The sequence below is a fragment of the Bifidobacterium sp. ESL0798 genome (assembly GCF_029395415.1).
Lineage (GTDB): Bacteria > Actinomycetota > Actinomycetes > Actinomycetales > Bifidobacteriaceae > Bifidobacterium.
Map to the genome: position 1 here is coordinate 49,355 of NZ_CP113914.1, position 21,580 is coordinate 70,934.

Annotated in this window: 14 protein-coding genes and 1 pseudogene; 7 read left to right on the forward strand and 8 right to left on the reverse strand. The window is 56.0% G+C overall.

Annotated features, from left to right (window positions below; genetic code table 11):
• Positions 1–233: 233 nt before the first annotated feature.
• Entirely contained in the window at positions 234–1,541 is a 1,308-nt protein-coding gene (locus OZX74_RS00190; protein ID WP_277156609.1) for a DUF4143 domain-containing protein, read from the forward strand.
• 171 nt (positions 1,542–1,712) lie between these two features.
• Here OZX74_RS00190 and OZX74_RS00195 read toward each other — a convergent pair whose 3' ends face one another.
• Entirely contained in the window at positions 1,713–3,065 is a 1,353-nt protein-coding gene (locus OZX74_RS00195) for a hemolysin family protein (RefSeq protein ID WP_277156610.1), read from the reverse strand.
• Between the two features lie 332 nt (positions 3,066–3,397).
• On the opposite strand from OZX74_RS00195, the gene OZX74_RS00200 reads away from it, so the two are divergent.
• Positions 3,398–6,088 (forward strand): leucine-rich repeat domain-containing protein, encoded by a 2,691-nt coding sequence (locus OZX74_RS00200; RefSeq protein WP_277156611.1) that lies wholly within the window; start codon positions 3,398–3,400, stop codon positions 6,086–6,088.
• Between the two features lie 108 nt (positions 6,089–6,196).
• Here the strand turns inward: OZX74_RS00200 and OZX74_RS00205 are convergent, their stop codons facing one another.
• The 3 genes and pseudogenes from OZX74_RS00205 to OZX74_RS00215 form a co-directional block, all read right to left on the reverse strand.
• Positions 6,197–6,799: a zinc-binding dehydrogenase gene (locus tag OZX74_RS00205; RefSeq protein ID WP_277156612.1), complete on the reverse strand. Its 603-nt coding sequence runs from the start codon at positions 6,797–6,799 to the stop codon at positions 6,197–6,199.
• Positions 6,800–6,893: 94 nt separating this feature from the next.
• Positions 6,894–7,211: pseudogene (locus OZX74_RS00210) on the reverse strand (alcohol dehydrogenase catalytic domain-containing protein); the annotation flags it as partial.
• 362 nt (positions 7,212–7,573) lie between these two features.
• On the reverse strand, positions 7,574–8,290 hold the full coding sequence (locus tag OZX74_RS00215; protein WP_277157489.1) for a carbonic anhydrase: 717 nt from the start codon (positions 8,288–8,290) through the stop codon (positions 7,574–7,576).
• A gap of 549 nt (positions 8,291–8,839) precedes the next feature.
• Here OZX74_RS00215 and OZX74_RS00220 point away from each other — a divergent pair.
• The 3 genes from OZX74_RS00220 to OZX74_RS00230 all read left to right on the forward strand — a co-directional run bounded on the left by OZX74_RS00220 (position 8,840) and on the right by OZX74_RS00230 (position 12,828).
• Entirely contained in the window at positions 8,840–9,403 is a 564-nt protein-coding gene (locus OZX74_RS00220) for a redoxin domain-containing protein (protein WP_277156613.1), read from the forward strand.
• 197 nt (positions 9,404–9,600) lie between these two features.
• Positions 9,601–11,412, forward strand: a complete 1,812-nt coding sequence (locus OZX74_RS00225) for an FAD-dependent oxidoreductase (protein ID WP_277156614.1) — start codon at positions 9,601–9,603, stop codon at positions 11,410–11,412.
• 225 nt (positions 11,413–11,637) lie between these two features.
• Entirely contained in the window at positions 11,638–12,828 is a 1,191-nt protein-coding gene (locus OZX74_RS00230) for an ATP-binding protein (RefSeq protein WP_277156615.1), read from the forward strand.
• A gap of 297 nt (positions 12,829–13,125) precedes the next feature.
• Here OZX74_RS00230 and OZX74_RS00235 read toward each other — a convergent pair whose 3' ends face one another.
• Positions 13,126–15,993, reverse strand: a complete 2,868-nt coding sequence (locus OZX74_RS00235; protein ID WP_277156616.1) for a phosphoenolpyruvate carboxylase — start codon at positions 15,991–15,993, stop codon at positions 13,126–13,128.
• A 1,017-nt stretch (positions 15,994–17,010) separates the two neighbouring features.
• Between OZX74_RS00235 and OZX74_RS00240 the strand changes: the two genes are divergently transcribed.
• Positions 17,011–18,750 (forward strand): threonine/serine exporter family protein, encoded by a 1,740-nt coding sequence (locus OZX74_RS00240; protein WP_277157490.1) that lies wholly within the window; start codon positions 17,011–17,013, stop codon positions 18,748–18,750.
• A 198-nt stretch (positions 18,751–18,948) separates the two neighbouring features.
• Here the strand turns inward: OZX74_RS00240 and trpS are convergent, their stop codons facing one another.
• Positions 18,949–20,058, reverse strand: coding sequence for a tryptophan--tRNA ligase (gene trpS / locus OZX74_RS00245; RefSeq protein ID WP_277156617.1), 1,110 nt, complete (start codon positions 20,056–20,058; stop codon positions 18,949–18,951).
• A gap of 141 nt (positions 20,059–20,199) precedes the next feature.
• Here trpS and OZX74_RS00250 point away from each other — a divergent pair, with 141 nt between their 5' ends.
• Positions 20,200–20,616 (forward strand): DUF3073 domain-containing protein, encoded by a 417-nt coding sequence (locus tag OZX74_RS00250; protein WP_277156618.1) that lies wholly within the window; start codon positions 20,200–20,202, stop codon positions 20,614–20,616.
• A gap of 158 nt (positions 20,617–20,774) precedes the next feature.
• Here the strand turns inward: OZX74_RS00250 and OZX74_RS00255 are convergent, their stop codons facing one another.
• A complete protein-coding gene (locus OZX74_RS00255) occupies positions 20,775–21,191 on the reverse strand; it encodes a sterol carrier family protein (RefSeq protein WP_277156619.1) in 417 nt (138 codons plus the stop codon).
• 102 nt (positions 21,192–21,293) lie between these two features.
• A complete protein-coding gene (locus OZX74_RS00260; RefSeq protein ID WP_277156620.1) occupies positions 21,294–21,509 on the reverse strand; it encodes a hypothetical protein in 216 nt (71 codons plus the stop codon).
• Positions 21,510–21,580: the final 71 nt, after the last annotated feature.

Here is a 21,580-nt window from a genome sequence, read left to right on the forward strand (position 1 = left end):
GTTCCACGCCTGTTTCGGTCCGTTACGATGTGCAGACTCGAAGGATGATTATTCGCAGGTTGCTAGTTTTGCATTTGCTTTTTAAGTGTTCGGTATTTGCAAACTTAGACGTAGGTCGTTTGCTTTTTTGAACATCAAGCATTTGCAAACCTGGTAGTTAATCATTTGCTTTTTTGAACATAAGGTATAGGATTCATTGTAATAACAACCGATAGAAGGCCTAGGAGGGGTCGATGCGATTTGATGCGTCTAGATATCTTGACCGAGTCATCGACCGGCAATTGAATCAATATCTTCAGGCCTTCGGGGCAGTGTCGGTGGAGGGACCGAAATGGTGCGGGAAGACCACGACTTGCCTTAGCCAGGCGGGGACGAGCGTAGAGGTTTCTGATCCTGAAGGCAATTATGCCATTCGTGCCTTGGCGCGTTTAGACCCCTACCAGTTGTTCGATGGAACGCCACCCATTTTATTGGATGAATGGCAGGTTGTTCCTGGAATCTGGGATGCGGTGCGCCGTGATGTTGATGAAACCGGAGCGCGGGGAAAATTCTTGCTGTGCGGTTCGGCTGGGCCGAAAAAGAAGGCGTTGCATAGTGGTGTTGGCCGTATCGCACGGCTTAAAATGCGCACGATGACGCTTTTTGAGATGGGTGTTTCGTCGGCAACGGTCTCATTGCAAGGGTTGATGAACGGTGATAGAGCGTCTGGTACGGCAGTTCAGGGGGCGAATCTCAATGATCTCGTCGATTTGATATGCCGTGGAGGTTGGCCGGGGACGATTCATTCACGTTCCTTCGACAAAGCGGTGCTCACGCCGAGAGAATACATCAATCAAGTCTGTAATCTTCCGGATGAGGATGCTGAAATTACAGATGAGCGGTTCGATCCTGATCGTATGCGTGCGCTGCTTAACGCGATTGCGCGAAGTGTCGCGTCACCGGTACGTAAGGTGACGCTGATACAGGACACTGATGAAACGTATCGTCCGTCAGGAAAAGCCAGTGTTGAGACTTCATATAGAACACTTGAGCGCTATTACGGAATTTTGCGTCGGCTTTATCTTGTAGATGAGCAGCCTGCGTGGGCTCCAGCCTTACGTTCGCCGGTTCGCTTGCGGAGAGCTGCCAAGATTCATTTAACCGATCCCTCGCTGGCGGCTGCTGCCCTCGGAGCGACGCCACGTAGCCTCAAGTTAGATTTCAAAACACTTGGACTGCTTTTTGAATCGCTTACTTATCACGACCTTGACGTTTACGCTTCAAGTTTTGATGCTCGCGTTATGCACTATATCGACAATTCCGACCTTGAATGCGACGAAATTGTCGAATTGCCGGATGGCGGTTGGGGCGCCTTTGAGGTGAAGTTGAGCGCAGATAAGATTGATGCCGCAGCCGCTTCGCTGAATGCTGTCGAAGCGAAAATGGTCGCCGGCGGTCAGGAACCTCCGCGCTGCAAGTGCGTGATTGTAGGCACATTCAATCGCGCCTACAATCGTCCCGATGGTGTTCGTGTAGTGCCTTTGGCGACGTTACGTCCGTGAACGGAGAATTATCTGCATCATTTACTGCCTCATTTTGAGTTTTCTGCCTCACTTTTCATAGAAATGAGGCAGAAAAAGATAGGCAGGGCATTAAAAATGGTAAAAAATACCCAACTCTATTCGACGCACAATTGCACAGGAAAGGTAATTAAGCGGTAGTTAAATTCTCAGCTACTTGCTCTCTTCGGCTGAGGCAGCATCGTCAAGACCGCTTTTGCGTACCTCGATTGTCTCGATGCGGCGACCGTCGACCTTGGTGACCACCATGTCGTAGCCGTCGTCGGAGTGCAGGGTCTCGCCCACTTCGCCCATGCGGCCGGTATGCGCGAGGAAGTAGCCGGCGACCGTCTCGTAGGGGCCATCTTCCAGCTCGATGCCCGTCAAGTCGGCGAAGTCCTCGATGGTCATGCCACCGTCGACCGTGGCCACGCCGTCGACGAACGCGGATTCACCGTTGCGCCCGTCGCCTACGCCGTTGGCCGCGCCAGCGCCGTTCTTGTCGTCAGGAAGGTCGTATTCGTCGCGAATGTCGCCGATCAGCTCCTCGGTCATGTCCTCAAGGGTGACGATGCCGTCGGTGCCGCCGTATTCGTCGATGACGACGGCCAAGTGAATCCCGCGTTTGCGCAGCAAGGCCAGGCTGGGCAGGATTTTCGACGTACCGGGCAGCGAAATGCCCTCGCGGGTGACGTCGGCGACGGTCTTGGCGTTCGGATTGCGCACGTCGAGCAGATCGCGGACGTGGACGAAGCCGAGCACGTCATCGAAATCGCGTCCGGTGACCGGGTAGCGGGAATACGGCATATCGCGCACGTATTTCGCGGCCTCCTCAATCGGCTGCGAACCCTCCAAAAAGACCACGTCGGCGCGCGGCCGCATCACTTCCGCCACAATGGTTTCCGAGGCGTCGAACACGTCGTCCAAAATCGTGCGTTCGTCCTTGCTCAGGTTGGAGTTGGAATTGACCAACACGCGCAACTCCTTATCGCTGACCTCGCTTTCGGTCTGGCTCGGGTCGAAGCCCAGCAACCGCACGAGTCCGTTGGTGCTTTTGGCGATGAGCCAGATGATCGGCTTGCAGATTTTCGCGAAGATATCGATGGCGGGCACCGCGGCGCGCGCGATCTGCTCGGTGCGCTGCATGGCGATGCGCTTCGGCACCATTTCGGCGATGACGATGTCGCAGAAGGAGATGATTAGTGTCAATACGATGGTCGTACCTGGAGAGGCGATATGGTGCGGAACGCCCCAGCTTTCCACGACCGGCTCGACCCAGGGCGCGATGGCGGATTCGCCGAACGATGCCGAGAAGAAGCCCGAAAGTGTCACGCCGATCTGCACGGTGGAAAGGAACGTGTTCGGGTCGCGCCCGATCCGTGCCACTTTCGCCCCGCGTGCGTCCTCTTGCTCCATTTCGTCGAGCTGCGAGCCACGCAGGCTCACCAGCGCGAGTTCGGTGCACGCAAACACACCGCCGATAACGAGGAAGACGAAAACGAAGACGATATCCAGTGCCAATGACATGCCTATCAGTCTAGAAGGTCGGCGGGTCATTGATGCGTCCTTGGGTGGCCGGGTGCCGCATTACGCTCAAAGTAAAGCGCCTGGGACAGGAATGTCATGCACTGATTACGAGATATTCAAGTAATTTATGATAAGTTTTCTATTTAAAATAGACAAGAATGTTGAATATTGCGTCGATAGATATTACAATAATTTGCCATTGGGGGATTATTTGCTGAGAACGATTTTATGATTTCGTAATTTTAGCTATTGCCCACATCGCGAGTATAGCGCGTGTTCGAGTGGACACGGTTGGGGGCGCGATGCGTCAAGGCCGCCGAAAGGGGGATATTGTGCGGACGTGGATGCGTATATGGCTGTGGATCGTCATGGGAGCGTTGTTGCTGGCTTTGTGCTTTGGCGTATTCATCAGTGTTTTTCGGCCGAAAGCCGCTTTCGATGGTTATGCGGGTGCTGCGGCTGCGGGGGATGCGTCATCTGTTCTGTTCTCCCCGAAAAGCAAGGGCATCTTCGGGACTGATTCTTTGGCGACATATATCCGGCGTTCCGGGGTTCCGGCACCTCGGACGAGGACGAGGACAAGGACAAGGAATCACACCCCGTTCGGCGACGTCAGCCTTAAGGGCCATGTCGTCAATGGCACCGGTTTCAACCCCGATTATCTGTTGACGTACGATACGAACGGCGGCACGGAGGCATCGCCGACCGGCGCTAAAGCCACGCGTGAGGTCGCGACTTGCCCGTCCCAACATATTCCCGGCGAGATGGTTACGTTACCGACAAGTGCCGCGGATGATTGTCGGAGCAGTGACCCAACCCGAGACGGTATGGAGTTCGTGGGCTGGTCGACAGTGAAACTACCTCCGTTCGACTCGCTTTCGGAAGCTCAGGCCCACGTCGTAGATATGTTGACCATGCCGAAAGATGCCCAAACGGTGTATGCCGTATGGGTGAGGGACGGGGAAACCCCAACTTCTTATACGGTGACGTTCAAAACCCAGATGAATTCCGCTGGAATCGCTGCCGAAGTACCGGCTTTGACGACGGTGACGGTGACCCCTGGCGCTACGTTGCCCGCGTCTTCGATACCTTCACCGCCGGCCTCCTATAACCCGGGCATCAAGTTCATGGGTTGGGGCGTTCCGGCAGATGGTATTGGTAATGGCGAAGGCAAGATGACTTGGTTCGATGAGTCGGCGCCAATCACTGCTAATGAGACGGTGTGGACGTTGTGGGGTTATGAAGACACTGCGGCCGGCCACAAGTGCGTCTTGGGTATTGATACGGTTGCCACTTGCTTCCCTGACCCAACGTTGGCGCAGAAAGTAGCCAGTTCGCCCCCGCCGCTGGTGGGTGGTGCGCAGCCGGCGAACATCGTCCATAACGTCACGGATGTGTGGTCGCTGAGTGCCGCATTAAGCTTTGGAAGTCTGAATTATAATTCAGGAAACGAGACGGAAGATACTCCGCTGCGTGTCAGTGAGCTGGACGGTTTGCAGACGCTCACGGGTCTGGGGCAATTGCATATCAGCAATGTTGACGGACACACGCTTAATGCGCACAGCCGTGATTTGCACCAGCTGAAATATCTGGACAAAATGAACGACTTCTTCGCGAACGGCGACGGGATAACCGATGTGAGTGCACTTTCCGGTTTGTCGAGTTTGCAGACCTTGTATTTGGACGACAATAACGTTTCCGATGTGAGTGCACTTTCCGGTTTGTCGAGTTTGCAGACCTTGAACCTGAACCACAACAATGTTTCTAATTTGGCCGGTCTTTCCGGGTTGACGAAGCTGCAGACTCTGAATCTGGACGACAACGCGCGCGGCAGCACGATTCCCGATCTCTCAAGCCTGATTTCATCCCCCACTGTAGGGTTGACCAGTCTTCAATGGCTGTCTCTGAACAACGATAAGCTCGGCGATGTTTCGGCTTTGGCGCATCTGACCGCCTTGAATAAGTTGCAGCTTCAGCACAACAGGATTCGGTCCATTGATTCATGGACGTCATTTACGGGAATATATGCGCTGTATCTGGACAACAATCAGATTAGCGATATCAGCGTCATCAATCATGCGAATTTTCAATGGTTGGGTGTGCTCGGATTATCCAACAACCAGGTCAGTGACGTCAGTTCTTTGCGTGATATGACCACCCTCACGAAATTGTGGTTGCATTATAATAAGATTTCGGACGTGTCGCCGTTGGCGGGGCTGACGAATCTGACCATGCTTTATATCGGTAGCAATAATATCCTCGATATTTCGCCGCTGAAGAATCTGGCAGGCTTAAGTGGCGGCACCAGCAACAGTTGCAATGTCGGTAATTCCAGCTTCTGTGCCGACAACCAGAGCGTGACCTTACCGGAAGGAATCGCTGATCCGGGGCTGTCGATGTCGACGGCGGTGACGCTGAAGAAAGCAGCCGACGGATCGATTGCCGGCGCGTCCGTCGATTCGACATCCATCCACTCCACCACCCCTGGCGCCCGATTCGATGCCGAACACCGGCAGTTGACGTGGGACGGCCCGATGCAGTACAACAATGACGATTCGACGAAAGACCTGACCCAGACGTTCGACTCTGACGCGCAATTGCCCAACACCATCGGAAACTTTTCGGGTACCATCACCGAGCCGTACAAAGTCGCGTGGCACACGGTCACGTTCGATCCTGGCGCGGGCACTTTGCCATCCGGGCAACCGTCGTCAGTACAGGTGCATAGCGGCTACAAGATCGCGGCTCCGACTGCTGCTCCGACGCGTGCTGGATACCGTTTCGCCGGTTGGTACGTTCAGGTGAATCCGTCGGGATCGGGGGTTGGCAGCACGTTCGATTTCACGAATACGCCGGTGACCAAGGGCGCGACGCTGCATGCGGGTTGGATTGCCATGGCCGCAGCGCTTCCGTTTACCGGTGCTTCATACCGAAGTGATTTGTGGCGTACCGGGCTTGCCGTCATCGCCTTTGGTTTAGTTTTGGTCAGTGGATCAATGAAAAGACGGGTTTCTCAACGGTGAGGTTGATGTTCCGCTCCGTTATTTTTCGACGGTAACCAGAAAGCGTGCAAACGGAAATACCGAATGCACGCTTCCTTCTTATAAAGATGCTCGAGAATGCCGGAAAGGTTACTTTTGAGGCACCTGGATCTGGATCTTGACGTCCTCGGGATGGGCTTCGACAACGCGATCGAACGCGTCCTTCGCCTCATCCATCGGGTAGACCTTGGAGATGAAGGGCTTGAGGTTGATCTTGCCGGCCGAGACCAGGTCGATCGCCTTCTGATAGACATTGGCATAACGGAACACGTTTTCGATTCGCGTCTCGCGGGCCTGCGCTTCGGTGATGTCCATCGGAACCTGGCCGTCGGCCGGAATGCCGATGATCACGGACGTGTTTCCCGGCGCTCCGAGCTTCCAGAAGTTGTCATACGAACGCACGTTGCCGGACGCCTCAAATGCTCGGTCCGCGCCCCAGCCGTCGGTCTCCTTCTTGACGCGCTCAAGCAGGTCCTCCTTGGTGATGTCGACGGGAATAATCCCCGGAATCTTGGATGCGATATCGAGCTTGACGGCGGAAGTGTCGGAAATCAGCACCTTTGAGCAACCTCCGGCAAGCGCACAAGCCGCGGTGAGCATGCCGACGGTGCCGGCGCCGGTGACCACACCGATGTCTCCCGGTTTGATGGCGGCTTTCGTCGCGGCCCAGAGCCCTACCGAGAGCGGTTTCAAGCAGGGCGCCCTCTTCGTAACTCATGTTGTCGGGCAGCTTGTAGGTGAAGGCGGCCGGGTGGATGACCTCGTCGCACAGGCAACCGTCGACCGGCGGAGTGGCGAAGAAACGGACGCTCGGGTCGATGTTGTAGAGGCCGAGTTTGGTGGCGCGCGAGTTCATGTCGGGGATGCCGGGTTCCATCGCAATGCGGTCGCCGGGCTTGAAGCCTTTGACGCCGGGACCGACTTCCAGCACGGTGCCGGAGGCCTCGTGCCCGAGGATCATTGGCTTCTCGACGATGTATTTGCCCACGCGCCCGTGCGTGTAGTAATGGACATCGGAGCCGCAGATGCCGACGCTATGCGGGGCGATTTTCAGCTCGCTAGGCCCCGGTTTACCTGTATCCGGAACGTCACGGACGTTGATGATACCTTTTTCTCAAGGACCACAGCCTTCATTGTTGTGCCTTTCCGCTGATATTCGTTATATTCTTGACCAATATCAACTGACTAAAAGTAGCAAGAACTTTTCGAGTAAAACAACGGCCATTATCCGGAAAGTATACGTTTTATTATTTTATATGAAAGCGTTATTGTTTGCAAATCGTTATAGCGGCAGGAAAATATCAATTTCCGGCAATATTGAATGATTAAAAATATATGAAAACGATTGCACTAAAAAAGGAAAACTGTCAGTCGATTAAGGCATTGGTGTCGTAAAGACTGTCTAGAAAAGGCCTACTTTGTCATTTTCTGCTTGTTTTTATATGGCGAGTCTTTTCAAAGACTGTCTTAAAACGAAAGCACCTCGACCTTGCCGGTGTCGAGCTGATAGCGGGCGCCGACGATGGAGAGGCGTTGCGCGGCCAGCGCTTGCTGGATGACCGGCGAGCTGTCGACCAAAGCCTCGATGGTGCGGGCGATGTGAACGCGCTCGAAATCGTCGGTATCGTTCAATGCGGCTTCCTGTGCGGCCAGAATGGAGGCGCCGACCGAGCGCACGAGCACGGATTGTGAGGCCGCGACCAGCTCCTCCATCTTGTCGAAGACGTCATCGGAATCGATGCCTGTGCGTGCCTGTGAATCTCCGGCATCGTCGGCATCATTGGCGGCCGGATCAACCATTTCGGAATCCGTCACCTCTGCAGCGAAGGCTGCGCCCAGATCGATCCCCGCTCCGGCAGCGAGCCCGTCAAGTTCCGCGACGGCACTCGCCACGGCCCCGCAATGCTGGTGCCCGAGCACCACCAGAACGCTTACTCCCAGATGGGTCACGGCGTATTCCAGCGAGGCGATGACGGCATCGTCCAGCGTCTGTCCGGCGGTGCGCACGGTGAACATATCGCCCAAGCCCTGGTCGAAAATGATTTCCGGCGGCACGCGCGAATCCGAGCAGGACAGCACGGCCGCATCCGGATGCTGCTCGTCGATGAGCGATTCACGGGTTTCACGATCTTGCCAAGGATGCTCGGCCTGCCCGGAAGCGAAACGGGAATTGCCTTGCAGCATGCGGCTCCAAGTGGCGTTGGCAGTGGATTCGGCAGAATTCGGGTCGTTGTCTTGTGAGTCTTCCTTCCAAGCGAAAAGCGCTCGAGGGGTGAAGTCGTTTGTCTTCAAGGTTACCCTCTTGCCGGGTCACCTTGGGATTTTCGCAGTTTTCTTATGTGATAGTCTGAATAGATAGCTGTATTGCAAATAAGTATTTTTATATATGAAATAATTAAACCGTATGGAATAGATGTTCATAATTCGACATGCAATTTAATATTCGATACGGATATGTCTAATTAATCGGTGATTTTCAGGACATTGTGCCCGTATGCGTCTTTCTTTATTGCGGTTCACGAAAAGAAGTGCCTTCAGGCGCATGCGAACTGCCGATCTTGCTGTTTTCGGCGTTACGATAATATGGTCGCAACGACGAAAGGTTCCATAGGCGCTCCTGTAGGGTGCTGGATTATTGTCACAAACGTTCGTGAAGAGCGTCAGGCGGAATCATGACGGCCAGAGTCGCTCGTAGACATGTATGGCATTTTCGAGGTTAAAGGGGTACAAATTATGACCATGCTTCAGCATGAATTGACCGATTTCACGGCCAATATCTATCAGGACAACAAATTCAGCAAGCTCACCAAGGCGGATGTGCTCGGCCACTGGTCCCTGATTTTCTTCTATCCGAACGATTTCAGCTTCGTCTGCCCCACCGAGCTCGAGGATCTCGCCGATCACTACGACGAGTTCAAGAAGGCGGGCTGCGAGATCTACGGCGTCTCCCACGACACCGAGTTCGTTCACAAGGCTTGGCACGAGGCCAACGACAAGATCGCGAAGATTCAGTTCCCGATGGTCGCCGATCCGACCAACACGCTTTCTCGCGATCTCGACAGCTATGACCCGGTCAACGGCCAGGCCGAGCGTGGCGACTTCATCCTGAGCCCCGAAGGCAAGGTCGTGGCCTACGAGGTCATCTCCTCCAACGTCGGCCGCAACGCCGAAGAGATTCTGCGTCGCGTCGAGGCTTCGCAGTTCGTGTATGAGCACGGCGATCAAGTCTGCCCCGCGAAGTGGGAGCCGGGTGACGAAACCATCGCCCCGAGCCTCGATCTCGTCGGTCAGCTCTGATCTTAGGCGGTGTTGCCTGCATTTTTGGGTTGCGTCATATTTGGGCCTCTGAGAAAGTACAGGCCAAAATATGACGCAAAATTACAGGTTCCGCCATTTTGTAACGCCGGCGCGATGATATGCGACGGTAGCGGCGCACGAAGTCCGTATGGGGATTGCGCCGATGTGCGGATGCAGGTACTGATATAAAGGAAATTATGAAGCAGCAAGACGATTTGTACGATGTAGTGGTGATCGGCGGGGGCCCGGCTGGCCTGACTGCTGGTCTTTATCTTGCGCGTGCACGGTACCGTGTGCTCATTCTTGAGAAGGAAGAGTACGGTGGCCAGATCAACATCACCAATGAAGTGGTCAACTATCCTGGCATCGCCAAGACGGACGGCCGGTCATTGACCGAAACCATGCGTCAGCAAGCCGAGGATTTCGGTGCCGAATTCATGGCAGCCGATGCCACCGGACTTGACGTTAAAGGCGATATCAAGACCGTGCATACCAACCGCGGCGACCTCAAAACGTTCGGTATTCTCGTAGCTACCGGCGCAAATCCGCGCAAAATCGGCTTCCAGGGTGAGGCCGAGTACGCTGGTCGCGGCATTTCCTATTGTGCGACATGCGACGGCGAATTCTTCAACGATATGGAAGTCATCGTCGTTGGCGGCGGCTTCTCCGCGGCCGAGGAATCCGTATTCCTCACCAAATACGCCAGCAAGGTCACCATTCTGGCGCGCGATGACGATTTCACTTGCGACGCCTCCGTTTCCAACGAGGCCAAGAACGATCCCAACATCGAAATTCACTTCAACACCGAGATGAAGTCGGTTTCCGCCGGTGAAGGCGGTCTGGTCAGCGCCGTGTTCCACAACCGCAAAACCGGTGAGGACATCGAATGGAAACCGACCAAGAGCAAGAACTTCGGTGTTTTCGTCTTTGCGGGGTATGTGCCGCAAACCGAGATTCTCAAAGGCGTCATCGACCTTGACGACTACGGGTATGTCATCACGCACGATTATCTCGAAACCTCCGCCGCCGGGGTGTATGCCGCCGGCGATCTGCGCGAGAAGAACCTGCGTCAGGTGGTCACCGCCGTTTCCGACGGTGCCGTTGCAGGTGTGGAGCTTGAGCGTTATGCCAAGGACCTCAGCGAGAAGACCGGCCTTGTGCCGCCTCGCCCGACTAGCTCGAATTACGAACGACGTGAAGCCGAGCAAGCGAGGAAAGCCGCCAATTCCGGTACTTCCCCGGCTCCGGCCGCCGCTTCCGATGCTACCGGCGCTCAGGCCGCCGGACCGGTCAAGACCTCCGGGTTCTTTGACGACGCCATTCGCAAACAGCTCGATGTGGTCTTCGGCCGCATGAGCCGGCCGCTGGTGCTTGAGCTTTCGCTTGACAAAACCAAGCTTTCGCAGGAGCTCAAAGGCTTCATCGACGAGTTGGTTGACTTAAGCGGGGGCAAGCTTACTTCCGTCGTGGCTTCCGAGCCTGGTGAAGGCGAAGAGGACGCCGAAGGCCGCGCCAAGTTCGACGTCGAAGCAGTGATGCCGATGGCCCGTCCCTGCGTTCGCCTGTGCAAGGTGGGAGACGACGGCAAGCCGCAACCTACCGGACTTGCGTTCCACGGCGTCCCCAGCGGCCATGAGTTCAACTCGTTCGTTCTAGCGCTGTACAACGCGGCCGGCCCCGGTCAGTCCGTTGACAACGATACCCAGCAGCGCATCGATACGTTGGGCTCTGACGGCGGTTCTGCCGATGTGATGGTCCTCGTCTCGCTGACTTGCACGATGTGCCCGACCACGGTGCTTTCCGCGCAGCGCATTGCCGCCGATAACCCGAAGGTGCGGGCCGAAGCATACGACATCTCGCATTTCCCCGAGCTGCAGAAGCGGTACGGTGCGATGAGCGTGCCCTGCATCGTCGTCAACAAGACCGCTGCCGACGGCACGACCGCTCAAAAGGTCGAGTTCGGCAAGAAGTCGGTCCCGCAAATGCTCGATCTCATTAACGAGGCTTAGAGCGTAAGGCGCCGAGTCCCTCTTCTCAAGGCCTCCCCGGATGATTCCGGTGGAGGTCTTTTATGTTAATTGTGGAGTAGGGTTTATGTTAATTGGGTGGTAGCTCCTATGTTAATTGTGGAATAGACTTTATGTTAATTGTGGAGTAGAGTTTATGTTAATTGGGTAATAGACCTTATGTTAATTGTGGAATAGACAGTGATAATCGTTGGGAATAGGCCGATTATGAGTACAGTCAATACGAAGATGGTTCCTCGAAGAATCACGACAAAAATGCGGGAGCTGGCTGGGCAGTTTCCTGTCATTTCGCTTACCGGTGCCCGGCAGACCGGTAAAACCACTTTGCTGCGCGAAGTATTCAGCGATTACGTCTACGTTTCACTCGAAAATCCGAAAGTACGGGCGCTTGCCGAAACCGATCCTGAAACGTTTTTCGGCCAATACAGTAACCACGTCATTTTCGACGAAGCTCAGAGGGTGCCGGAACTGTTCTCGTATCTTCAGGGTATTGTCGACGAGCGTCATCAGGAGCCGGGGCAGTTCATTCTCTCCGGTTCACAGAATTTCCTGTTGATGAAGTCGATTTCGCAATCCCTTGCCGGCCGCGTAGCGTTGCTGTATCTCATGCCGTTCTCCCGTGCCGAACTCAAGGCCGCGGGCAGAGACACTGGGGCAATGGACGAATGGATGTGGCGAGGCGGATATCCCCGGCTTTACGATTCCAAAATCAAGCCAGCCGATTATTTCCCGAACTATATCAACACTTACCTTGAGCGTGACGTCCGTGCCGAGCTAGGCGTGCGCAAACTGGCGGCGTTCGAGAATTTTTTGGTGCAATGTGCAGTGCGTGACGGCGAACTTCTCAATTACACTGCGCTGGCCAAAGCCTGCGAAATCGACAGGAAAACCGTGGAAGAATGGCTTTCCGTGCTGGAATCCAGTTTCATCGTCTATCGGCTCTATCCGTATTATAAAAATTACGGCAAGCGCTTGGTCAAGACCCCGAAACTGTACTTTTACGACACTGGATTGGCCGCTTACCTGTTGGGTATTGAGTCGCCGGAAAGCCTTGCTTTGAGCAAGTACCGCGGGCCTCTGTTTGAGAATACGGTGATCAATGCAGTCGCCAAGGAATATTATGTGCATGGCCGCAAGCCGACTCTTTATTTTTGGCGCGACACCAACCAGAAGGAAGTTGACCTGATTATCGAAAAGGGCGGTGAAGTCCAGTACCTAGTAGAGGTCAAGGCTTCTGCCACTTATGATTTGCACGCCTTTACAAGGGTCGATGAACTGGGTGAAACCATTGGCCTGCCCACCGATCGGCGCATCGTTGTCTACGGCGGCGACCAGGCCCTCAACACCCGTTTCGGCCGTCTTCTTACGCTTGACGATGTCGCTCAGCTTGTGGTGTGAAACATCACAAGTTACGGTTGCGTACACGCTTTCACAGCACTTTTAAGCTATTTACTGCACACTTTCACTGCTGTTGAGGTCGTTTACTTACACATTTTCACTGGTTTTGATAGCTGGTTCTGACAGAGGTCTCAAAGAAAAGGATCATCAATGTCGATTTTGGTAGTTTTTGTACTTTAAAACAGATGGATTGTCTTTCTATTCATCAATTTCGAGTAAATACGACGAAGCCTCGCCGGAATCCTTAAAAATCGGGATTGCCGGCGAGGCTTCGTTTTACCGCTTATCGGCTGCGAATCAGCCGGTGTTCTGCAGGCCGGCGGCTACTCCGGAAACCGTGCAGAGGATGAGGTAGGTGAAGCCTCCGCGCTGTTGGTCGCGGGCCAGCTCCTCGTTGTCCGTCTTCTTGGGCGCAACGGCGCTCGCATCGGCAGCGGCCTTGCCGTTGGCCTTCGCCTTGGCGGCCTCGGCGTCCTGCTTCTTCTGCAGTTCACGCTGGCTGCGCAGGGCAAGCACCTGGATGACGGAAAGGATGTCGACGTACGGCGAACGCACGCGCACGGCCTGGCCGAGCACATGACGGTGCTGCAGCGGCCAATCGTCGCCGACGATGGCGAGTACCCACTTGCGGGTGAGCTCCATTTCGTTCAGGACCTTGTCGCGCAGGTCATCGCGGTCGCCCAGCGCCAGATACATCTTGGCGATGCGTTCGTCGGTCTTGGCCAGCGACATCTCGATGTTGTCGATGAACGTGGAGAACATCGGCAGCTCCTTGTAGGCGCCGCGCAGGGTCTCAAGGTCGCCGAACTCCTCGCATGCCGAGCCGAGGCCGTACCAGGCGGCCAGGTTGATGCGTGCCTGGGCCCAGGAGAAGACCCACGGAATCGTGCGAAGGTCATCGAGCGACTTGGCGCCGAGACCGCGCTTGGCCGGGCGTGAGCCGATCGGCAGCAGGCCGATTTCGGTCAGCGGGGTCACCGTGGAGAACCAAGGTGTGAAATCAGGCGTATTGAGCAGGTCAAGGAAGCGCTTGTGCGCGGATTCGTCGAGCTTCTGCGTCATCGGCGCGTACTTCTCGGTCATCTCAGTGGTGCGCTTCTCAACGCTCGGGGCGGATTGCAGAAGCGTCGCCGCAGCCACGGACTCGACGTGGCGGATGGCCAGCGCCTGATTGCCGTAGCGAGCGAAAATGCTCTCGCCCTGTTCGGTGAGCTTGAAGCGGCAGTTGACGGAACCGGCTGGCTGCGCAAGCACCGCACGGTTCGCTGGGCCGCCGCCACGACCGACAGCGCCGCCGCGCCCGTGGAAGAGCGTCAGGTCGATATCGTGCTCCTTGGCCCATTGCGCGATGCGCCATTGCGCCGAATGCAGCGCGAGCGTAGCGGTGGTGGGGCCGGCGTCCTTGGAAGAATCCGAGTAGCCAAGCATGACCTCGAGCTTGCCGCCGGTGGCCTTCAGGCGGGCCTGCACCTCGGGGATCTTGATCATTTCGTCAAGTACGTCGACGCAGTTGCGCAGATCCTGCAGCTGTTCGAACAGCGGGATGACGTCGATGGTCGGCACATCCTCGGGGTTCGAGAATGCCATGCGGTTGAGCTCGTAGACGTCGCGGATGTTCTGCGCGGACTTGGTGAACGAGATGATGTAGCGGCGGGCGGCCTTCTGGCCGTTGCGCTTCTGGATGGCGCCGAGTGCGCGGAAGGTGTCGAGCACCTCGTGGGTCATCGGCTGCAGTTCGCCGCGTTCGCCATGCAGGCCGTGCTCGCGGATATCCTCCAGGGCGCGGGAATGGACGAGTGAATGCTGGCGGAACTCCGTCTCGACGAGGTGGAATCCGAAGGTCTGCGCCTTCCAGATGACGTCCTGCACCGGACCGTAAGCCGCGCGCTTGTCGCCGGCAGCCGCCAGCGAACGCTGCACGATCTTGAGGTCGGCGATGAAGTCATCGCAGTTCTTGTACATCAGGTCGGCGTCGCGCACAATAGTGTAATGCAAGCGGTCGGCCATGACCAGCATGACCGCGCGATGCAGCTCGTGCGAGGAAGTGGAGGCGGCCTTGTCGGTCAGGCGCTCGCTCATTTCCTTCTGGTGACTCCAAAGATTGACGAGTTCGTCGCTCGGGGGTGTTGTGACGGCTTCCATCGTCAGGTTCGTGCCGGCGGTGCGGGTCGCCTTTTCCAGCGCTTCGATGGCGTGGTCGCTGAACTTGCGGGCCACGGCGCGGCTGACCTTGGCGGTGACGTTCGGGTTGCCGTCGCGATCGGTGCCGATCCAGGAACCGGGATGGAAGAATGCGGGGCATTGCGGCTCCGAGATTCCGGCCTGGTCGCCAAGGATCCAATCGTCGAAACGGCGATAGACCTGTGGAATGGTTTCGAAAAGCGTGTTGTCGAAAATGTCGATGATGGTGTCGGCTTCCTCGACGGGTGTCGGCTTCTTGGCGCCGATCGGCGAGGTGCGGAAGAGCGCGTCAATCTCGTTATACAGACGACGGTAGTTTTCCTTCTTGTCGGACCCGCCCAGCAGCTTGCCGGCGCCCAAAAGCGTAGCGATTCTGCGGATCTTTCCTTCGACGGCCTTGCGACGCGCTTCGGTGGGGTGGGCGGTGAAGACAGGGTGGAACTCGAGTTTGTTCAGAAGCTCCTTGGCCTTTGCCGGGCCCATTTCGCCGATGAGCTGATGGTAGGCGCCGGTCAGTTCGTTGACGGGATCGGTCGCCGCGTCTTCGCCCACATTCGCCTCGCGCTTGTGAAGCACCGAAACGCGGTAATTCTCCTCGCAGAGATTCGCCAGATGGAAGTAGGTGGTGAGCGCTCGCGCGAGCAGTTGCGCTTCGTGGACATTCAGGGCGTCGATGACCTTTTCGGCTTTTTCGAGGTTGTCTTCCTTGGGCTTTTCCTTGCCGATGGTTTCCGCGTAGTGTTCGGCACTCGCCTTGACGGCGTAGTCGCGTACGGTGTCGAACGTGGAAAGCAGATTCTTGTCGTACTCCCCCAGCACGGTGCGCAAAATCTCAAGGCAGAGTGCAAGGTCGTCTTTGAGCGACTGGGGAAGATCACGTTCCTCGGGGCCTTTGGTCCCGACTCCGGAAGTGAACAGTGCGGCATCAGGCTGCGTGATCGGTTGATTGTTGGCTGGCTTGTTGTTTTTGGTACTTGTAGCCATTCAGACCTCCTTCAAACCAAGTTCCGGTTGTTCGGTCTGTCGGCATTCCGCGGCTCCTCCGCAGTTGTGGTGCCATCTGTTGCGAACCCAAAGCCATTGCTTGGCGAGTACGCTTTGATTGTAGGGTGACCTAATCGACATTTATGTAATAGGAACTCGACAATGGCCATATGCCGGACGAATTGGTTGCGTCATTAGGACATTTGTATTGGTTTTGGTTTTTGCGGCGCAAAAGCAGGGCCTGGTCGTTTCGTGGTTATATCAGGGTTTTGAGATTTCGTTTCCAGAGTTGGACCATTTTTATTTCCAGAGTTGGCGGTCTAGAATCGGTAAGACTTCGTAATGTCCCATCAAGTGTGGTGCAAAATGCTCAATCAAAATGGCGCAAAATGTAAGATGCAATGCTGCGAGGGCATGAATTAGGCTTTAAATCAACGATATTAAGCTGGTTTCAAAAATTGCTAACTTCTGATGGGAAATAAAATTTAAATCGTTCAAATCATGATTGTTATGCATTGATGTTGCGAATAAGTTAGAGGCAGAGTGCTAGAAATGATGTATCAGGATATGCCAAAATTTTTGTGATTTGTCAACATCTGTTAGATTCCAATGAAGCTTGAACGTAGAGAACTCGGGCTATTGGCACTGGGTGCGAGAGACGCCTGAAAAGATGTGAGAAGATGCCGAAAGGCGATGGGGGAAGCCGATTTTATGTCGATGAAAAATGCAAACTCGATTGATGGCGACAAGGACGATGAAGTCGGTTTGGATGCGGTGGCCGAGGATATTGAGAAAACGGTGAACAGCAACGGCGACGAGGTCGAAGACAAGGGTGATTCCGGGCTAGAAGATATTTTCGGCGATTTGAACGAATCTGATTCCGAAGAATACCGGCGTGTGGCCAGGGCGGTGGCTTCCATTGACGATATTGAAGGCAGCCGCGATGATGCCGGCGATGAGGCCGGGGACAAAGCCCGCAGCGACCCAGCCAAGGTGCACGACCGGCTGACGCATTATATGCCGTTGGACACCGCCGATATCGAGCGTGACTGGGATACGCCGGTGGTCGACGCCGGCATTGCGGCGAAGGCGAGCATCATTGCTCGTGTGGGCCTGCTCGACCTGCGCGCCGGCACGGGAAGCTTCCGCATCCGCGAGTTGATGCACCGCATCGGCTATCCGCTTGGCGTGCATGTGCGGGCGAACATCAACCTCACCGATATGGGGGTCTCGTGCAGCGATGGCGTCAGCAGGATTACGCAAGTTGTCGATTTGCCGACGACCGGAGTCAATACGGAGCGTATCTGGCTGCTTGAGCATTTCGCCGATTGGTTCAGCGTCAACATCGGCGCGCCGGCGACCACCTACCACGCGCAGACCGCGGTGTCGCAAGAGATGGTGCAACAGCTCGACAACCCCGACGCCCAACGTTCCATGCTGCGTGCCACGCAAAAAGCCCATCGTGAGATCGAGCGACGCAAACGGGTCCACGAAAAGGCCATCAAACGTGCCAAAAAGCGCGGATTCCAGCCGCCGAAGGGCGAATATGCGGAGCATTTCGAGCACATTGGCAAGACACGCGAGGATATCGCGGCCGAACGCGAGACCGCCGCTGGCCAGAACGAGCCTGGCGTTTCGCTGAAGCAAGGCCCCGTGAATGGCACTCATCATGTGCCTGAACAGCACGATGGCGTCAGGGCCGGCCAATCCTCGGTTGCGACGGCGTCGGCAGGTCAGAAGCCCCAGCCTGCCAAGTCGAAGTCCAGCCGTGGCATCACGGTACGTCAGGCGCATGAACGGCTAAGCCTCATCCAGCATCGCAAGCCGCTTTACGCGCCGTGGTTCTCGGCGATCGCTTCCGCCGTGGCATGTGCATGCTTCGTTTTCCTGCTCGGCGGTGGCCCCTACGACATGATCGGCGCGTTCGTCGGCGCGGGCGTTGGCCATTGGGTGCGGCGGCGGATGTTCATCTATCACCTGAACCAGTTCTTCGTCACGTTCGTGGCGGTTGCGGTGGCTGCGTTCGCCTGTGTGGGCACCTTGCGTCTCATCGGCGTTTTCGACCCGGTGGCGCTGCGCCACGATACCGCCTACATCGGCGCGATGCTCTTTGTCATTCCCGGTTTCCCGCTTATCACCGGCGGTCTTGATATCGCCAAAATGGACCTTCCCAGCGGCATCCAACGCTTGGTCTACACGCTCGCGCTCATCCTCATGGCCACACTCGCAGGCTGGATGGTCGCGTCCATCGTCCATCTGAGCCCGCAAGGCTTCGAGCCGTTAGGCCTGAACCCGTGGGTCAATGCCGGCTTGCGTGCAATCTGCGCATTCGGCGGTGTCTGGGGATTCTCGGTGCTGTTCAACTCGCCTCAGCGGATGTGCTTCACCGCGGCCATCATCGGCGCCATCACCGATACCTTGCGCCTGACCATCGTCGATTTCGGTATGCCGCCGGAGGCCGCCGCGTTTCTGGGTGCGATGCTCGCCGGCCTGCTTGCCTCGGTATGGCGCTCGTCGGTGCGCCACGGCTTTCTGCCGCCTTATCTGGGCTATCCGCGCATCTGCTTGACTGTGCCGTCGATCGTCATCATGGTGCCCGGCCTCTATATGTACCGCGCGATGTTCTACTTGGGCCAGTTCGACACGGCCAACGCGCTCGATTGGGCCTTCCGCGCCTTCATGGTCATCCTCTGCCTGCCCATCGGTCTGGCGATGGCCCGCGTGATTACCGACAAGTCCTGGCGCTACGACGTGTGAGATTTCAGGTTTCGTCGGCAACAAGTGCTGCTTTTGTGACGCAAATCGGCGTTTATGCGTCACAAAAGCAATGAGAACGTAATGGACTGTTGCATTTGCGACGCAAGTTAAGGGTTTAGCGTCGTATTTGCAACAGTTTGCAATCGTTAGTTACGTTGGTGGCGCTAAGCGGATGCCAAGCGTCACCAATACGCTGAATCAGTACTTCATGCCCATAGCGTCGCGCACCTGGTCGAGCGTCTCCTCGGCGATCTCGTTGGCGCGCTTGTTGCCGTCGTGGATGATGTCGCGGACCGAATCCATGTCCTTCGCCAGCTCCTCGCGGCGCTCGCGGTGCGGGGCGAGGAATTCGTTGACGGCCTTGGTGACGTACTGCTTCAAGGCCCCTGCGCCTGCGTCGCCGATCTCCTCGGCAATGTCCCTCGGGTCGCGATTGGTGACCAGGCCGGCGGTGGTCAACAGCGCCGAAACCTGCGGACGCTTGACCGGGTCGAAAGTGATGCGGCGTTCGGAATCGGTCGGGCTCTTCTTAATGAGCTTGGCGGTTTCCTCCGCAGTGGCGCTGAGCATAATGGAATTGCCATAGGACTTGCTCATCTTACGGCCGTCTAAGCCCGGAATCTCGGGGGCGTCGGAGAGAATGGCCGTCGGCTCGGGGAAGACGGGGTTCTTCTTGGCATACCGTTCGTTGAAGCGGCGGGCGATGGTGCGCGTGATCTCAACGTGCGGCAGGTTGTCTTTGCCGATCGGCACGACGTTGGCCTTGCAGAAGAGGATGTCGCAGGCCTGATGGACCGGATAGGTCAGCAGCAGGCCGGTCAGCGCGTGGCCGCTCGCTTCGGCTTCGGACTTGACGGTCGGATTGCGCAGCAGCTCGGCTTCGGTGACCAGCGAAAGGAACGGCAGCATCAGCTGGTTTTCGCTCGGTACCGCGGAATGCGCGAAGATCATGGTCTTGTTCGGGTCGATGCCGGCGGCCAGATAGTCAAGCACCATGTTCAGCGTGTTCTCCTGAATATGCTCGGTGGTGTCGCGGTCGGTGATGACCTGATAGTCGGCGATGAGCACGTTGGTGTGCACGCCCTTGTTCTGCATCGCGACACGCTCGCGGATCGATCCGAAATAGTGACCGAGGTGCAGACGGCCGGTCGGTCGGTCGCCGGTGAGCATGGTGAACTTGCCTGGATCCTTCTCGAGCTTGGCCAAAACCGCGTCAGAACGCTTTTTCGCCTCGACAAAGCTTGCACTTATCTCATTGCCCGCCGCAGTGATCTGTTCTTTTTTCGCGTCGTTTTGTGTGTCCGCCATGACCTGCCCTTAATGTCTGGAAACCTTGAAAATCTTGTTTTTATGGTAAAAGTCTGAGCCGACAATGAAACGTAACAGATTGGGTGGTATCCTACTATATTGATGGATTAAATTGCGACTAAAAATTATTCAGGGGGTCAAATGGGCCGCGGACGTCAAAAGGCTAAACAAAAGAAAATGGCCCGTAAGCTTAAGTATTTGACAACCGATACCGATTATGACGAGCTGGCAAAGGAGCTTGGCGCGCAGGAACCGGGTAGCGGGTCGGCAGATCCGTTCGATGAAGTCGAGAAGGAATATTCAAAGACTCACGGCAAGCGACATGAAGATACGGCCGAGCAAGACGTAGACCGGCATGAGGATTCGCCGATTGTCGACGATGATTTGGACGATTACGCCAAGTGGGCTGCCGAGGCCGCAGCAAAGGCGGCAAGCGGTGACAATGCGAAATCTGCTTCCAGCGCCAAGAAAGCGCCGATGCCGAAGCCGCACAAGCCGATTCACATGCCTATTCCCAGCGCTTTGCGTAAGCCGAAGCCCAAGGCCAGCGAGGCCTAGCAGGTTTAGTTATTTGTATTGAGAGCTGTCAAGTGAAGGTGACTTGACAGCTCTCTTTTTAATAGTTGACACACGGTGTTGCTAAATAGCGGAATTGACATACTGATAAGCGGAATTTGCGTACTTGATAAGCGTGTTTATCAAGTACGTGAGTTGTATTAATCCAGTGGTAGAAGTGCGCTCAAATTATCGCGCTCGCCCACCGCGCTGATGTGGCCGGCGTTCTTTTCTTCATCCCACTTCGTCAGCCCGCAAGTCAAGCGCAGCCACACGTCCGGGTCGAGCTCGATGACGTCTGGCGGGGTGAGATTGTGCGGGTCCGACTTCGGCCCATCGAGAATCTTCACTGCTCCCCACGGTGCCACACGCACTTCGACGCCGGGACCAGGAGCCTTGTTTTCCAGCAGGTACAGGGAATAGCGCACGGCCATCGCCCAAGTATTGCGCGGCAGGCCGTCCGGCGAAAACGCAAGTCGTGCCTCAAGCGGTTCTCCGCGATGTGCGTCTGCCACTTTGCGCCACGCGTCCAGCGCCGCCATGCCCTTCGAAATGTCCTGTTCCCGTATCGCTGCCATAGCGCCATCGTCCCTCGCGTTGTGGACGGAAGCAGATATAACAAAACCGCCGCACTACCTCGAAAGCAATACGGCGGCTTTGAATAATGAAATAAATAAAGATCAGGCGGTAGCGGTTTCCGGGCCCTGCTCGGGCTTCGGATCGGCTTCCTTATCAAGACCCAAATCGACTGGTGAAGAGCTGTTTTCCCACGGCTCTTCCCACGGATCATAGTCGGGGTTCTGCTGCTTGTACATGTACAGACCGACGACTGCAGCGAGCAGACCGCCGAAGAGCAGTGCAAAGAACTTCCAACCGTTAGAAGACTTGTTCTCCATGACGGCTCCTTTCATAAGTGTCGACCTGTGCGTCCAAGCCGACGTTGCTTCTATCCTAGCCGATGTTCTGT